General features: G+C 58.7%; 11 protein-coding genes. All 11 read right to left on the bottom strand.

Features of this window, described 5'->3' with window-relative positions; translation table 11 throughout:
- Nucleotides 1–19: 19 nt before the first annotated feature.
- The 11 genes from HMPREF2975_RS01250 to HMPREF2975_RS01300 all read right to left on the bottom strand — a co-directional run bounded on the left by HMPREF2975_RS01250 (nucleotide 20) and on the right by HMPREF2975_RS01300 (nucleotide 14,876).
- Nucleotides 20–2,470 (bottom strand): alpha-ketoacid dehydrogenase subunit alpha/beta, encoded by a 2,451-nt coding sequence (locus HMPREF2975_RS01250; protein ID WP_070725275.1) that lies wholly within the window; start codon nucleotides 2,468–2,470, stop codon nucleotides 20–22.
- Between the two features lie 42 nt (nucleotides 2,471–2,512).
- The gene (lpdA, locus tag HMPREF2975_RS01255; protein ID WP_070725304.1) at nucleotides 2,513–3,883 is read right to left on the bottom strand and encodes a dihydrolipoyl dehydrogenase; all 1,371 of its coding nucleotides are present in this window, start codon (nucleotides 3,881–3,883) and stop codon (nucleotides 2,513–2,515) included.
- Nucleotides 3,884–3,888: 5 nt separating this feature from the next.
- Nucleotides 3,889–5,238 carry a dihydrolipoamide acetyltransferase family protein gene (locus HMPREF2975_RS01260; RefSeq protein ID WP_070725277.1) on the bottom strand — a complete coding sequence of 450 codons (1,350 nt, stop codon included), beginning with the start codon at nucleotides 5,236–5,238 and terminating at the stop codon, nucleotides 3,889–3,891.
- An 11-nt stretch (nucleotides 5,239–5,249) separates the two neighbouring features.
- Entirely contained in the window at nucleotides 5,250–6,002 is a 753-nt protein-coding gene (locus HMPREF2975_RS01265) for a DeoR/GlpR family DNA-binding transcription regulator (RefSeq protein WP_058237464.1), read from the bottom strand.
- Nucleotides 6,003–6,277: 275 nt separating this feature from the next.
- Entirely contained in the window at nucleotides 6,278–6,709 is a 432-nt protein-coding gene (locus HMPREF2975_RS01270; protein WP_058237465.1) for an RbsD/FucU family protein, read from the bottom strand.
- A 13-nt stretch (nucleotides 6,710–6,722) separates the two neighbouring features.
- Nucleotides 6,723–7,763 (bottom strand): LacI family DNA-binding transcriptional regulator, encoded by a 1,041-nt coding sequence (locus tag HMPREF2975_RS01275; protein WP_227469084.1) that lies wholly within the window; start codon nucleotides 7,761–7,763, stop codon nucleotides 6,723–6,725.
- Nucleotides 7,738–9,144, bottom strand: coding sequence for a rhamnulokinase (locus HMPREF2975_RS01280; protein WP_070725279.1), 1,407 nt, complete (start codon nucleotides 9,142–9,144; stop codon nucleotides 7,738–7,740). The genes HMPREF2975_RS01275 and HMPREF2975_RS01280 overlap by 26 nt, the downstream gene beginning before the upstream one ends.
- Before the next feature lie 154 nt (nucleotides 9,145–9,298).
- On the bottom strand, nucleotides 9,299–11,065 hold the full coding sequence (locus HMPREF2975_RS01285; RefSeq protein WP_058237467.1) for an L-fucose isomerase: 1,767 nt from the start codon (nucleotides 11,063–11,065) through the stop codon (nucleotides 9,299–9,301).
- A 178-nt stretch (nucleotides 11,066–11,243) separates the two neighbouring features.
- Nucleotides 11,244–12,263: an ABC transporter substrate-binding protein gene (locus tag HMPREF2975_RS01290; protein WP_058237468.1), complete on the bottom strand. Its 1,020-nt coding sequence runs from the start codon at nucleotides 12,261–12,263 to the stop codon at nucleotides 11,244–11,246.
- A 76-nt stretch (nucleotides 12,264–12,339) separates the two neighbouring features.
- On the bottom strand, nucleotides 12,340–13,362 hold the full coding sequence (locus tag HMPREF2975_RS01295; protein ID WP_070725281.1) for an ABC transporter permease: 1,023 nt from the start codon (nucleotides 13,360–13,362) through the stop codon (nucleotides 12,340–12,342).
- Entirely contained in the window at nucleotides 13,359–14,876 is a 1,518-nt protein-coding gene (locus tag HMPREF2975_RS01300; protein ID WP_070725283.1) for a sugar ABC transporter ATP-binding protein, read from the bottom strand. The genes HMPREF2975_RS01295 and HMPREF2975_RS01300 overlap by 4 nt, the downstream gene beginning before the upstream one ends.
- Nucleotides 14,877–15,047 lie beyond the last annotated feature (171 nt).

Here is a 15,047-nt window from a genome sequence, read left to right on the forward strand (position 1 = left end):
TGCCGCCTCACCGCATGTCTCAGATTCCGAGGCGGTTACGACGTGCCAGTTCACCCTCAGTCTGGTTGGTGGTGGGGGTGTGTCCCGGCAGTGGAACAATGCGCTCGTGAATGGCATCGATTATCCATTCAGGCTGCGGGAAGAAGGTCTTTTCCAGCTCAGCAGCCGGGATCACGGTGTTGCGCGATCCCACGATGGTCACCGGTGCGTCGAGTGCGTCGAAGGCCAGTGACTGCACGTTCTGTGCGACGTCCTGCAGCACCGAGCCGCGTTCACACGCGTCCGAGCTCAGCAGCAGGCGGCCTGTCTTCTTCACTGATTCGATCAGCTTGTCGTAGTTCAGCGGGCAGACGAAGCGCAGGTCGATGACCTCAGCGGACATGCCGTACTTTTCTTCCAGAATGTCGGCTGCTTCAAGCGCACGGTAGAGCGTTGCGCCCAGGGTTGCAATCGTGATGTCCTTGCCTTCGCGGCGGATGGCGGGCTCACCTTCAGGTGTTTCGTAGTAGCCCTCGGGCACGCCCCCCTCTTCGAAGTCTTCGCCCTTGTCATACAGCTGCTGGGATTCGAAGAAGACCACGGGATCCGTGCCGTGCAACGCCAGATTCAACATGCCCTTTGCGTCGGTTGGCGTGGCCGGGAAGTATACCTTCAGGCCAGGAATGTGAGCGGTCAGAGCTGTCCAGTCCTGTGAGTGCTGCGCACCGTACTTGTTGCCGACAGACACGCGCAGCACCAGTGGCATCTTGATCAGGCCCGCGGCCATTGCCTGCCACTTGGCCATCTGGTTGAACACTTCGTCACCGGAGCGGCCCAGGAAGTCGCAGTACATGAGTTCTGCAACAGCGCGGCCACCACAGATCGCGTACCCAACACCGGCACCGACAATCGCTGCTTCCGAAATCGGCGAGTTGAACAGGCGACGGTACGGCAGTGCTTCGGTCAGGCCACGGTAGACGGCGAATGCGCCACCCCAGTCGCGGTTCTCTTCGCCCCATGCCGCCATCGTCGGATCGACGGAGAAGCGATGAATCATGGCTTCGAACAGGGCGTCACGGAACTGGAACATCTTCATCTTCGAGACGGGCTTGCCGTTCTCGTCGCGCGAAGAGCGGATCTTCTTGGACAAAGCCTTGATACGCGGGTTGTCCTCGAGGGTGATTTCAGATTCGCCCTCCTCCATCGCTTCGGTCGGCGTGTTGGAGAACATGGCGTTTTCGACGTACTCGGGTCCCACACGCGGGCACTTCTCATCGTCGGATGCCAGCACCAGCACCTTGGTGAGCTTCTCGGTGAACTTCGCGGAGAAGTCATCGATGTCGCCCTGGGAGACCAGGTCGTTGGAGATGAGCAGCTCAGAGTATGTCTTGATGCAGTCGACTTCCTCCCACAGATCCACTTCAGCCTTGTCACGATAGCTGGAGGCGTCGGACGGGGAGTGGCCTGAGAAGCGGTAGGTCAGGGTGTCCATGAGGACAGGTCCGCGACCTTCTTCCAGGATCTTCTTCTTGCGCGTGACGGCATCTGCAACGGCCAGCGGGTTAATGCCGTCGACGCGTTCGGCGTGCATGGCTTCGGGGTTGACACCTGCGCCAACGCGAGCCAAAACGTCGTATCCCATTGTTTCGCCGGAGGTCTGGCCGCCCATTCCGTAGAAGTTGTTGAAGAAGTTGTACATGATCGGCGGGTTGCCGCCGTCTTCTTCGCGCCACAGCGTGCGGTACTGATCCATCGATGCCAGCTGGATGGCTTCCCATACCGGGCCACAGCCCAGGGCTGCGTCACCGACGTTGGCCACCACGATGCCGGGCTTACGGTTAATGCGCTTGTAGAGCGCTGCGCCCGTGGCAATGGGTGCCGAGCCGCCAACAATGGCGTTGTTCGGCATGGAACCGAAAGGCTGGAAGAAGGCGTGCATCGAGCCGCCCATGCCGCGGTTGAAGCCTGCCTTACGGGCGAAGATCTCCGCCAGCGTGCCGAACAGGATGAAGTTTTCGGACAGCTCACGCAGGTTCTCGTACCCGATTTCTTCGGCCAGTCCCAGCGTTTCACCGTCGAGGAAGCCCTTCATAACTGCTTCCAGATCAGCGTCCTCGTACTGGCGTGCAGCTGAGAAGGACTTGGACAGGATCTCACCGTGTGAGCGGTGAGAGCCGAAGATGAAATCGTCGGGGGTCAGCACAAAGGACTGGCCGACGTATGCGGCTTCCTGACCGATTCCCAGGTGGGCGGGGCCACGGTGGTTGTATTCCACGCCCTGCCATCCGCCGGTCTTCTTGATGGAATCAAGCATGGATTCAAATGTGCGCACCGCGATCATGTCGTGGAGCATCTGCACCATGCCATCTTTGCCGTATCGGCCGACCTCGGTGTCAAGGTCGAACGTGTATTGGTTGATCGGAATATCTGGAATGGTGATCTTTCCGGACGCGCGGACCTTCGCCGGGTCAACTGTCAGTGACTTCGTCATGTTCTTTCTTTCGCCTACTTCTAATCAGTTATGTCGGTGCGCTCAGGCTTTGACAGCCCAGGCAGCTTCGCGGATGAGTTCAGATACTGTCGGGTGCGGGACGACAAGCTGACGCAGATCGTCCAGTGTCAGTTCGGTTTCGAGGACGGCGCATGCGCCCCAGATCATCTCGGATGCGTATGTGCCCAACACGTGAATGCCGAGGACGTGGTTCGTCTCAGCATCCACAATCACTTTGGCGCTGCCGGGTGCTTTGAAGCCGTTCTCAGCGATGAACCGGCCGGACATCTGGCCAGGCACGGACCCGACCTTAATGGCGCGTCCCTCAGCCTTGGCCTTCGATTCGGTCAGTCCCACACCGGCTGCTTCCGGCAGGCAATACACAGCCCATGGGATCGTGTTCCAGCGCATCACCTGTCCACGCTTGTAGGCCTGGTCATCCAGGATGTTCGCCGCCACGACCTCGCCCATGCGGTATGCAGCGTGTGCCAGCAGGGAACGACCCGTCACATCACCGATGGCCCACACGTTGGGAAGGTTCGTGCGCAGGCGGTCATCAACCGTTATGCCGCGGCGCTCGATGTCAAGTCCGGATTCTTCAGCTCCCCAGCCGCGCGTGGCTGGGCGACGACCCACCGCCATGAGAACCAGGTCGGCCTCCACCGTGTGCTTCTGGCCTTCCTTGGAGAAGACGACGTTCGACCCTTCGACCGCCTCCACTTTGCAGCCGAGGTTGAAGGTGATGGCGGGCATCGCCTTGCGCAGCTGAGCTGCCATGTCGTCATCCATGAAGGGCAGGATCTCGTCCATCATTTCGACGACGGTCACTTCACTGCCCAGGCTGGAGAACAACGAGGCGAACTCCACGCCGATGACACCGCCACCGATGACGGCCAGTCGTTTCGGCACGTCGGAGATAGATAACAGTCCGGTGGAATCCACGACCTTTTCGTTGTCGGCGCTGCCCGGGATGGGCGGCATCGCAGGAACTGAACCGGTCGCGATGATGACGTGTTCAGCGGTGTAGTGCGTGTCATCCACGCGTACCTTGCCGGGGCCTTCGAAGTAGCCACGCCCGTACACGACGGTGCAGCCGGCTTTCTTGACGCTGGCTCCCACGCCTCCGACCAGACCTTTGACGACCTGGCCCTTCCACTTTTGCATCGCTTCCCAGTCATAGGAGGCACCCTCGATCCCCACGCCGTAGGCGCCGGCCTCACTCGCGTGCACGTAGTGCTTCGCGGAGTTCAGCAGGGTCTTGGTGGGGATACATCCCACCGTCAGGCATGTGCCGCCGAGATCTTTCTCCTCGATCAGCAGGACTTTCTTGCCGCCGTTGCCGAGGCGTTCGGCTGCAAGATATCCGCCCGGGCCTCCGCCCAGTACGATGACGTCGAATTTTGTCTCTGTCATGGCGCTCATCCCAATACTGTCAGGTCGATGTTTTCGATGGCGTTGACCAGGTCGCGCAGGAATCGCGCTGCGTCAGCACCATCAATCACCTGGTGGTCAGCGGTCAGCGAGAAGCCGATCCTCTTTTCCACCACAACATTTCCGTCATTGTCGAGGGCGGCCCGCGGCGTCACAGCTGCCACGCCCAGGATCGCGACCTGCGGACGGTTGATGATCGGTGTGAAGGTCTCCACGCCGAACGATCCCAGATTCGTCACGGTGAAGGTGCCGCCGTTGAGCAGGTCGGGGCTGATAGTGCCGTCAATCGAATCACCAGCCACCTGCTTGGAGGCAGCGGAGAATTCCTTCAGGTTCATGGCGTTGGCTCCGCGGATCACCGGGACCAGCAGGCCACGCGGAGTATCGACGGCCACCCCGAGGTGAATGTTCTGGAACTTCGTGTAGGTGCCGTCAGCCAGATGCGCGTTGAATGTCGGGTACTTCGCGATCGTCTTGACGACTGCGTATCCGACCAGGTCACCGATCGTAATGGCATTGACGCCCAGTGATTCGTCGGCCTGCTTGAAACGCTTGCGCATGGCCATGAGCTTGTCGGCCTTCGCGCTGACCGTGTAGGACAGCTGAGCGGTTTCGGCCAGGGACTCCATCATGCGCGTGGCGACAACCTTGCGGATGCCCTTCAACGGTGCCGCTTCGGAGGGGCCAGGGAAGTCGGCGTCGGCACTGATCAGCGGCGCTGCGGCTGCCTCGTCGGCTGCCGGGGAAGCCAGGTCGGCGGTCGTGACGCGTCCACCCAGTCCGGTTCCAGTTCCGGTTGCGCCCTGGGCACGAGCTGCGTTGGTGGCAGGGTTCTCGGCAAGATAGGCCTTTACATCGCGTTCGAGCACGCGTCCGTGGGGGCCGGATCCTTCGGACACTGCCGACGGGTCCAGTCCTTCACTGTCGGCCAGTGCGCGGGCGCGAGGCGAAATCGCTCCGCCGGATGCTGCCGTCTGGAACGAGGGCGCCTCAGGCTTTTCTTCTTCAGCGGGTGCTTCCTGTTCGGGAGCACTGGCGGCTTCGTTGGAGTCACCGGAGACACCGGCCTGCGCGAGAACTTCCTCGCTGATCTCTTCGCCAGGCTCGCCCAGAATCAGCAAGGGATCCTTGACGGGGACTTCATCACCGACTTCCCACAGAAGTTTGAGGACTGTGCCGGCATCGGTACTGGGCACGTCCATTGTTGCTTTGTCCGTCTCAATTGAGCACAGCACCTGGTCAACGGCGACCGCGTCGCCAACGGAGACCTCCCACTCGTTGATCAAGCAGGACTCCACTGAGTTACCCAGTTGGGGCATCACCACGATGGTGGCCATGTGTTCCTCCCTTACACCGCGCGAACGCGGGTGTGTTCTTCCAATTCCTTCATCGAGTCCGCCGTGAGGTCATCATCGGTAATGATCCCCGTGACGTCATCAAGTCCCATGAAACTGACAAATCCGCTCTTTCCGTATTTCGACGAATCTGCCAGCAGCCACGTCTCTTCTGCACGCGCCCTCATCAAGGTGGCGACTTCTCCGCCTTCAACCAGCTGAGTTGTCAGACCACGCTCGACTGTGAATCCGTCCGTCCCCAGGAACGCGATGCGTGCATTGAACGAGTTAATTGAGCGTTCCGCCAGCGGTCCGGTCAGCGATTCTGATTCAGCGCGGAACTGGCCACCCGTCAGCGTGATGTTGAGCTGTGGATTCGAGCGAGCGTTGGCGAAAACAAGCACCGAGTTGGTGACAATCTGCACGCCGCGTTTTCCGGCCAGGTGCCGAACGATCATCGCACAGGTCGTGCCCGCTTCAATCATGATGCGGTCATTGTCCCTGACCATCGCTGCCGCTGCACGCACGATGCGCTCTTTTGCGTCGACGCGATCCATCTGGCGCAGTCGAATATTGCGGAACGCGGTCGGACGCGCACCGCCGTGCGTCCTGACCAGGTAGCCGTCTTCTTCGAGCTGTTTGAGGGTGGATCGGACGGTAACTGGAGAGACATCGAGCTCAACGGCAAGAGTGCTCACAGAGACTTCACCCTCAGCCGCCAGCTGGTCGAGAATGAAGCTGTTACGCTCGTGTTGCGCTCTCGTCATCTCATCGCATCCTTACGTTTCGATTTGCCTATGATGAATTTTAGTAAATCAATCGAAAGTATGCAACACTCGATATGTGAACTTTTCTCCGCCATTTTTCCGCTGAATCACGCCCTTCCAGCCGTCAGATAACAACTGGAAATCAACGGAAGGCAGAAAACTAAGTCGCCCTCGTTGAAGAAAAATCTTCACGAGGGCGACGAAAGTCCCAGATACTCACCTCAGATCAATCGTCACTCAAACGAAAATCCGGTGAACGGAGGGTAACGGAGCGGCTACTCACCAGGCTGGCGCACGCCGATTGTCAGCAGCAAGTTCGCGTACAGGCGCTGATCGCCCGTCGCCACAATAATGCCGACATCCTCACTTCGAGCCGCGTCGTAGAACTTGAAGCGCGGAATCTCACCGAATTCCACATCCGGCAAAGCTGCCTTGTAGTCGGCGTGAGCCGGAATGTCAATCGTGTCCTGATCATCCTCAGGCACCATGATCTCCGCTTTTTCAATCGGGATCGTGCGCTTGAGAACTTCGAGGATCTCGTTGACGCCCAGCAAGCCGGGCGCAAGGTTGAGGGAGATCAGTTCGCAGCGCTCGTTCACGCCGGTGGTGTGCGGGTAGTTACCATCGGCCAGCAAGATCTTCGAGCCGTGTCCGGCTGCGGCAAGTGCGCGTAGGAACGCGGGGTGAGTCATAGGTCCGTACAGCATCAGTGGTGTCCTTTCATTCGTAGTGAGTGACAATTTGGGAGCTGGTCCGAATGACCAGTTCGGGGGGAATGATGAAGTCCTGCGGTGGGCGTCCGGCAATGAGGTCGACGATCTGACGAATCGCCGTGCGGCCCACCCGGTCAAAGGGCTGTCGAATAGTTGTGAGCGGCGGCGAGAAGCACTGCGCGCCCGCCTCATCGTCAAAACCGACCACGCGGGTGTCGTGGGGGAGCTCTCCGCCGAGCTCGCGAACGGCGCGCATGGCCCCCAGCGCAATCTGGTCGTTGGATGCGACGATTCCCTGAGGGATGCGCCCCATGCTGTAGGTGGCATCGAATCCGTCCACAGCATTCCACGAGCCACATTCGATGATCTCGACATTTAAAGAGGCGTCGGACTGCGCACACGCTTCTTCGAATCCCTTGCGCCGCTGATGTGCGTCGTTCCAGCTTGCCGGCCCCATCAGGTGAACGATGTCAGTGACTCCTCCACGCAACAAGTGGTCGGTGGCGACTCGTGAGCCCAGCACGTTATCGACAGAGACGGTCGATACGCCATCGATATTCGTTTCCGATGACAGCAGCAGCGTCGTCGGCGTTGTGCGAGCCAGCTTCATCGCCATTTCGATGACGGGGTCCTGACCGCCCAGAATGACGATTCCGTCGACTCGAAATGGGATCGCGTTACTGGTGACGTGCCCGTCAGACATGTAGACATTCGAAATCGACACGCTCAGACCGGCATCGCTGGCAGCGTTGAGCACATGCAGCAACGTCTGGCCGTGCCCGTGGAACATCGGCGCCGCCATCAGCACATGGATGACCCCTGTACGCTTGCCGGCAAGAGCCCTGGCCGCATAGTTCGGCCGGTACCCCATCTCGTGGAGCAGCGCGGTGATATTCGCTCGTGTGGAATCTGCGACTTCAGGGTCGCCTCGTACCACGCGCGAGACCGTGTTGGCTGACACGCCGGCATGGCGCGCCACGTCTGCGAGCGAGACTCGCTTGTTCTTCGCGGGTGGTCCGTTCTTAACGCGCAGAGGGTTCGTGGACACGGGTCTTCGCTGTCGTTGCAATGATGTGGGGCCTGTCGCCTGAAGCGATGTTCCCCATTATTTCCAGTTGCGCGATGAGGGAGCCCAGGATCGACGCTTCGATCGGGCCGGCCACGACACGCAGCTGAGCGGCCTGCGCGGTCAGATCACACAGAAGGTGGTTGCGCGCGCCACCTCCTACCAGGTTGAGTTGGTCGGGCCTGCTTCCAGCGATCTGCGCCAGCTCGTCAATGCCGCGCGCATAACGCTGGGCAAAGGATTCAATGACCAGTCGTACGTACTCGGGCTTCGTCGAGGGAGGCTCACCGCCGGCTTCCCGAATCACGGTGTCGATCTTTTCAACCATTTCACCGGGTTCGGCAAAACGGGAGTCATCCGGGTCAAACAGATGTGCGGACGGGGCGCATGTGCGCGCAGCGGCCACCAATTCGTCGGTGTCGGTCGGCATCCCTTCGCGCTCCCACTGACGCTGGAGTTCCTGCAGGATCCACATGCCGGTGATGTTGAACAGCGGACGAACTCCTCCGTCACTGCGTGATTCATTGGTCAGGCCCAGTTTGAATGCTGCGTCAGTGAGCAGCGGGCGGTCCAGCATGCCGCCGAGCACGGACCATGATCCGCAGGACAGGAAGTACGCTTTGACGCCTTCTTCGACAGGCAGGCCGTGGACTGCACATGCCGTATCGTGTGCGCCGCCGCGCACCACCGTGAGCGATTCAAGCCCTTCGACCGTGCACGGGCCGACTGTGGTGAGGTCATCGTTGAGATCACCAACCCATGAACGGGGAAGACCAAGGCGTGAAAAGACCGTGTCTGACCAGCGTGGCGAACCAGGTTCGCACAGTCCTGAGCTGGAGCAGATAGAACGAGACCAGCCTTTGACGCCGGACAGTTTCCACGCGAAGTAATCAGGCAGAAGCAGAACCGTGTCGATGTGCTCAGCCAGTTCCGGTTCTTCGCGGGTCAGTGCAACGAGCTGGTTTGCGGTGTTGATGGTGGCTGGAGCGATTCCCGTCAGATGAAAGAATTCTTCATCATCAATGCGTTGACGGAATTGTTCCAATGTGCGTGCCGTGCGCTCATCGCGGTAGGCGCGTGGTGGGCCAACAGGATGATCGTCGCTGTCCAGCGCGACGAAGTCGACGCCCCAGGTATCCACAGATACGGATTGTGCGTCGGGATATTCCTGGACGGCTTTCTGCAGACCTTCAACGGTTTGATCCCACAAACGCTCCAGGTTCCACACCAGTGAGCCGTCACGTCGGATCGCTTCATGTGAGAACCGATGCACCTCGTGGATCTCAATATGGTCGCCTTCCAAGCGTCCTGCAACAACGCGGCCTGACGACGACCCTAAATCGACAGCAAGCGCAGTGGTCATGAAACGTCCTTCTTTTCTCAGTATTTTCAGTGTGATGTCAGTGGTAATTGTCCGAGGGTGACAGTGCATTCGCCCAGTGGGTGCAGTGATGGGTGGGGCGCCTTGACGCCCCACCCATCGGGCATCCTGATGTCAGCGGCGAGAGCCGGATGACTCAGCGGTACAGCGGTCCGAAGTTCTTGCAGGCACGGTAGTCCGCGCCTTCAACGTCGGCTGTTCCGAACAGTGTCCATGCGCGCGGACGGAAGATATCATCTTCCGGCACGTTATGCATGTTAACCGGGATACGGAGCATGGAGGCCAGCGTGATGAGCTGAGCGCCAATGTGTCCGTATGAGATTGCACCGTGGTTGGCGCCCCAGTTATTCATCACGTCGTAGACGGAGGCAAAGGCCCCCTCGCCGGTCAGACGCGGTGCGAACCAGGTGGTCGGCCATGCCGGGTCGGTGCGCTGCTCAATGGTTGTGGCGACTTCGTCGGGCAGATCAATGGTCCAGCCTTCAGCGATCTGCAGAACCGGGCCCTGTCCGTAGACAAGGTTGATACGGCACATCGTCACGGGCATTTCGCCGCTGGTGCGGAAGTGGGTTGACCACCCACCACCGGGGAAGTATTCGTACCCTGAGGGGTGGAAGGTTGTTGCCTCAAGGGCTGCCTTCTGGTCCTCTTCGGTTACTTCCCACCACGGCTTGATGACAGGCTTGCCGTCACGGGTGGCCTTGCCGGCACCATCCAGTGTGGTCGAGCCGGAGTTGCGCAGATCCAGGAAGCCGTCCTTTGCGTGTCCTTCCAGCTCATAGCCGGTGACTCGCTTGACCGATTCCGGGCTCCAGTAGGTGCGCACGTCGGAGAAGATCTGCGGGGTGTTGGTCAGCAGATATCCGAACAGCATGGATGCACCGTTCAGGGAGTCATTTTCGGTTGCGACAACTCCGACTGGCTGACGTGCGCCGTTCCAGTCAAAGTTGGTGTTGAGGACAGTTTCCATGACGTCGCCGTTGGGCATGCCGTCTGTCCACTGACGCTGTCCCTGGAATCCGGCTGCGATTGCACCATGGCCGCCGGCTTCTTCGGCCCATCCCTTTTCTGCCAGCTTGGGGTTGCCTTTCATCAGGTCGTGGCCGATCAGCACCATCTTGGCACAGGTTTCCCACCAATCTTCATGGCGCTCGGGATGCTGGTTCTTTTCCGGGTTGTAGTCCTTTCCGATGGTGAAGTTTTCCTTCATCCACTTCAGGGCCTTTTCGTACTCTTCTTCGTCGTAGATCTTCTCGTTGATACGGCGGTAGAACTCGGACATATCGATGTACTCATTGCGCATGCCAAGGTAGGGGCCGAAGAATTCGTCCTTGACCGTTGATCCGGCAATGCCCATGGCAACCGAGCCCATCGACAGGTATGCTTCACCGCGCATCTGTGCCACAGCCAGACCTGCCTTCGCAAAGTCGAGCAGACGGCCACGCACGTCATCGGGGATGGTCTCGTCGTCAGCATCCTGGACCTGCTTACCGTAGATGCCGAATGCCGGGAAGCCGAGTTGTGCGTGTCCTGCCAGTGCAGCGGCAAGGTAGACGGCGCCTGGACGCTCTGTGCCGTTGAAGCCCCAGATTGCGTGCGGGGTACGGGTGTCCATCTGCAGGGTTTCTGTGCCGTAGCACCAGCACGGGGTCACCGAGACAGTCAGACCAACGTTTTCAGTGTCGAATTTCTTCTGGCATGCGATGGCTTCGGAAACGCCACCAATGGTGGTGTCAGCGATGATGCATTCCACAGGTTCACCATCGATGTAGTGTAGTTCGTCCGTGTACAGCTTCGCCAGACGCTGAGCCATGCCCATTGTCTGATCTTCGAGGCTTTCACGCACTCCCCTGCGACGTCCATCGATAATTGGTCGGATGCCGATCTTGGGGTGTTCAGCCATGTTTCCTCATTCCTTCATTGGTTTCGTTTGTCTTAGTTGGTCCCCTGCGTGGCAGTAAGGACGGTGACGTTCGGCCGAAGCGTCACGTCACTATTATGTCCCGTTGGTCAGGAGGTGGTGGAGGGGGATCAACGGGTTCTCCCCCTCCACCTGGGCTATTATCCGGTGGGATGTGAAATCACTCGTAGAGGTTGGCCTTAATGTCAGGATCGTCCATATTGGTCTTGTCATACCAGGCGAAACCGGAGTCAATGATCTTGGGCAGTTCTTCACCCTTGATGGCTGCAATTGCAGCCTTGACAGTTTCGTATCCCATCTTGACTGGAGCCTGAGTCACAGCGCCGGCCTGCACGCCGCTGCGAACGGATTCGAGCTGTGCCTTACCGGAGTCGATACCAACCATCTGAACCTTGCCGGCGTTGCCGGATTCGGTCACACCCTGCATCGTGCCGATGGCTGATGCTTCGTTCGTTGCGCCAATACCTACAACATCCGGGTTGGCAGTCAGAATGCTCTTGGCAACGTCAGCTGCCACACCGACCTCGCCGCCGATCTGGGGATCGAGCAGTTCGATGTCAGGTTCATTCTCAGCCATGTATTCCTGGTATCCGGCGCAGCGGTCCTTACCGGTCTGGGAGGTGTCATCGTGGCAGACCAGAGCAACCTTGCCCTTGTGGCCCACGAGTTCCGCCAGGTGCTTGGCGGCTTCAGCGGCAGCGGCCTTGTTGTCCGTCTGAACGGTTGTCACCGGAATGTCGGACTCAACGCCGGAGTCGAATGCGACCACCGGAATGTTGGCGGCCTTGATCTGCTCGAGGATCGGGGCGGCAGCTTCTGAATCCAGTGCTGCAAATCCGATTGCAGCAGGCTTGGTGTCCAGTGCGGTCTGGAGCTGCTGGAGCTGCTCAGTGATGGCTTGCTCGTTGGCGGGTCCGATGAATTCAACCTTGTAGCCGAATTCTTCACCTGCCTGCATTGCGCCTTCCTTCACTGCCTGCCAGAAGCGGTGCTGGAAGCCTTTCGAGACGAGGTAGATGGTTTCACCGCTGGCAGCACCGCCGGCGCTTTCACCGCTCTGTGTTGCACCGGCGTCGCCGGAAGCGGCGTTTGTGTCGCCGCCGCCTGATGAGCAAGCGGTCATTCCCAATGCCATTGCCCCAGCGGCAATGAGGCTCACGATACGTCCAATTGGGCGCATTGCTGTTCCTTTCTTTCGGGCGAAGGTCTTTCTTCGCCGTTGTGGTGGTTGGACGGTTGTCCGATTCAAGTAATGCTTACACTGCCTGAGCACGGGCTCGGCGGACGTTATCGATAAAGACTGCCAGCAGGATGACCAGGCCGGTCACCACGAGCTGCCATTCCTTTGCAACACCCATCATCTGCAGACCTGTCGTCAGAGTGTTCATCAGCAGCGCACCAATGAACGTACCGATGATTGTGGCGCGACCACCGGCAAGTGAGGTACCGCCGATGACGACCGCTGCGATTGCCTGCAACTCGAGTCCGAGACCTTCAGCTGGTTGTGCGAATCCGAATCGTGCTGAGTACAGGATGCCGCCGATGGCCGTGAAGATACCGGCTGCGATGTACACCATCAAGGTCCAGAAGCGCACGTTCACGCCTGACAGGCGTGTGGCTTCGATGTTCGATCCCATCGACAGCGCGTAGCGGCCCAGGACCGTGCGCGTCAGCAGGATCGATGCGATGATAGTCAAGATAATGAAGATCAACGCTGCGTTGGGCAGGGAGCCGATCAGTTTGCCGTTCGACAGGTTGTAGTAGAACGGCGAGGGGATCTTGATCGAGCTCTTACCCGACAGAATCAGTGACAGACCGTTGGCTGCCATCATCATGGCCAGTGTGGCGATGAAGGGAGGAATACCCAGGAACGCCACGTTAAACCCGTTGACCAGTCCGATCACTGCGCCGACCACCAGGACGAGCAGCAAGCCGATACCGACGGGCAGCCCGAGGTATCCGGATTCGGGTGAGCCCATCAGCAGACCTGCCGACACTGCTGTCAGCGTCATGCCGGTGCCCACTGACAGGTCGATGCCGCCGGTGGCGATGATGAACGTTGCACCCAGCGCCATGACGCCGATTGCAGAAGCTGCCATCAGGACGTTCATGAACACGCCAATGGATGCGAAGTTCGGGGCTGCGAACAGGAAGTAAATGTAAATCAGGATCAGTGCAGCGAATGCGAAAAGCTGCTGAATTGATGACTTCAGGAAAGTCACGACTTTGCTGTTGGACTTTTCTGACGCTTGGTCTTTCGTTTCAACCTCGGTGCTCACGCGTCCACTCCCATTGCTTGCTCTTGGCCAACGGTGGCCAGTTCCATGATCTTTTCTTGGGTGGCTTCCTCGTTATCGAGGATGCCGATAATGCGGCCCTGTGCCATCACTGCGATGCGGTTCGACAGGCGCAGTACTTCGGGCAGTTCCGATGAAATCACAACGATTGCCTTGCCTTGCGCCGCGAGGTTTTCCAGCAGTTGATAGATCTCTTCTTTTGCGCCCACGTCGATACCGCGTGTTGGCTCATCGAAGATCAAGACATCACTGTCTCGAACCAACCACTTGGCAATAACAACTTTCTGCTGGTTACCACCAGACAGGTTCAACAGGGTCTGATTGATTGAAGGGGTGCGAATCCGCAATTTGTCCACATAGTCGAGTGCGGTCCTGCGGATCTTGCGATCGTCGACAAAGCCCGCTTTCGCATAGTCCTTCATGTCGGCCAGCGTGACGTTGGCTTTCACGTCAGCATCCAGCAGGATTCCGAAGCGTTTACGGTCTTCGGACAGGTAGCCGATACCGTTCGTCACCCCGTCTTTGGCGTTCGTAATCCTGACCTTCTTGCCGTGCACGTAAATGTCACCTTCGGTGCGCGGATCAGCACCGAAGACGCATCGCGCCACTTCGGTGCGACCTGCACCCATCAGACCGGCGAATCCGAAAATCTCACCCTTCTTCACGTCGAAGCTCACGTTCTTGATGAGATTCTTCGTGGACAGGTTCTTGACTTCCAGAACAGTTTCGTCTGTCTGCGGCTTCGTGGCGGGACGGACGTCAGACTTCAGTTTGCGTCCCACCATCATGGAGATGATTTCCTGCATCTCCACTTCAGCCGTGTTCACCGTGCCGACGTATTCACCGTCGCGCAGAACGACCACGCGGTCCGTAATCTGCTTGATTTCAGGCATACGGTGCGAGATGTATATCAGACCGGTTGACGGCGTGACGAAGTCGTGGATCAGGTCAAACAGTGCGTCCGTTTCTTCGATCGTCAACGCCGCAGTCGGCTCATCCATAATGAGAATGTCTGCGTTATACGACAGCGCTCGGGCGATTTCCACCATCTGGAGGCGCGCCACTGACAGGTCGCGACAGTAAGCCTTGGGGTTGATATCCATCTTCAGATGATCGAAAAGCTCCTGAGCATCCTTGTTCAGTTTCTTGTCATTGACGATCCCGGCTCTAGTGGAGCCTGGGCGCCCCAGGTACAGATTCTGGGCAACCGTCAGGTCGGGAACGATGTTGAGTTCCTGGTGAATGATGGCCAGGCCAAGGTCACGTGCGTGGTTGATGCCCGTCACGTGGACCTTTTCGCCCTTGATCCAAATCTCGCCGCCTGGATCAGGCTGATAAATACCGGTCAGGACCTTCATCAGCGTCGACTTTCCGGCACCGTTTTCACCGCAAAGCCCCAGCACTTCTCCTGCTCGAAGATCCAAATTGACATTCGATAGTGCTTTGACGCCCGGAAAGGTCTTCGACATACCTTTCAAGTCGAGCAAATGTGTCACGTCTCACCCCTTCGTGCGTGGTACATAACGCCTGCGACAAATAAGACCTAGACCGTTAGCGCTAACGACTCCAGTGTCACATTTGTACGACAACGTGCTTGACAGTGTAGCTTGGTTCGTGCAAAACGACAAATAAAGTGTTAAATCTGCCAAAAACGATATAAAAACGTA

It is taken from the genome of Actinomyces sp. HMSC065F12, assembly GCF_001814535.1.
In the GTDB taxonomy this organism is placed as follows: Bacteria; Actinomycetota; Actinomycetes; order Actinomycetales; family Actinomycetaceae; genus Pauljensenia; species Pauljensenia radingae_A.

Coding starts and splice junctions, on each gene's coding strand:
- HMPREF2975_RS01250 (WP_070725275.1), bottom strand. CDS start 2,470: ATGACGAAGTCACTGACAGTTGACCCGGCGAAGGTCCGCGCGTCCGGA.
- lpdA (WP_070725304.1), bottom strand. CDS start 3,883: ATGACAGAGACAAAATTCGACGTCATCGTACTGGGCGGAGGCCCGGGC.
- HMPREF2975_RS01260 (WP_070725277.1), bottom strand. CDS start 5,238: ATGGCCACCATCGTGGTGATGCCCCAACTGGGTAACTCAGTGGAGTCC.
- HMPREF2975_RS01265 (WP_058237464.1), bottom strand. CDS start 6,002: ATGACGAGAGCGCAACACGAGCGTAACAGCTTCATTCTCGACCAGCTG.
- HMPREF2975_RS01270 (WP_058237465.1), bottom strand. CDS start 6,709: ATGCTGTACGGACCTATGACTCACCCCGCGTTCCTACGCGCACTTGCC.
- HMPREF2975_RS01280 (WP_070725279.1), bottom strand. CDS start 9,144: ATGACCACTGCGCTTGCTGTCGATTTAGGGTCGTCGTCAGGCCGCGTT.
- HMPREF2975_RS01285 (WP_058237467.1), bottom strand. CDS start 11,065: ATGGCTGAACACCCCAAGATCGGCATCCGACCAATTATCGATGGACGT.
- HMPREF2975_RS01290 (WP_058237468.1), bottom strand. CDS start 12,263: ATGCGCCCAATTGGACGTATCGTGAGCCTCATTGCCGCTGGGGCAATG.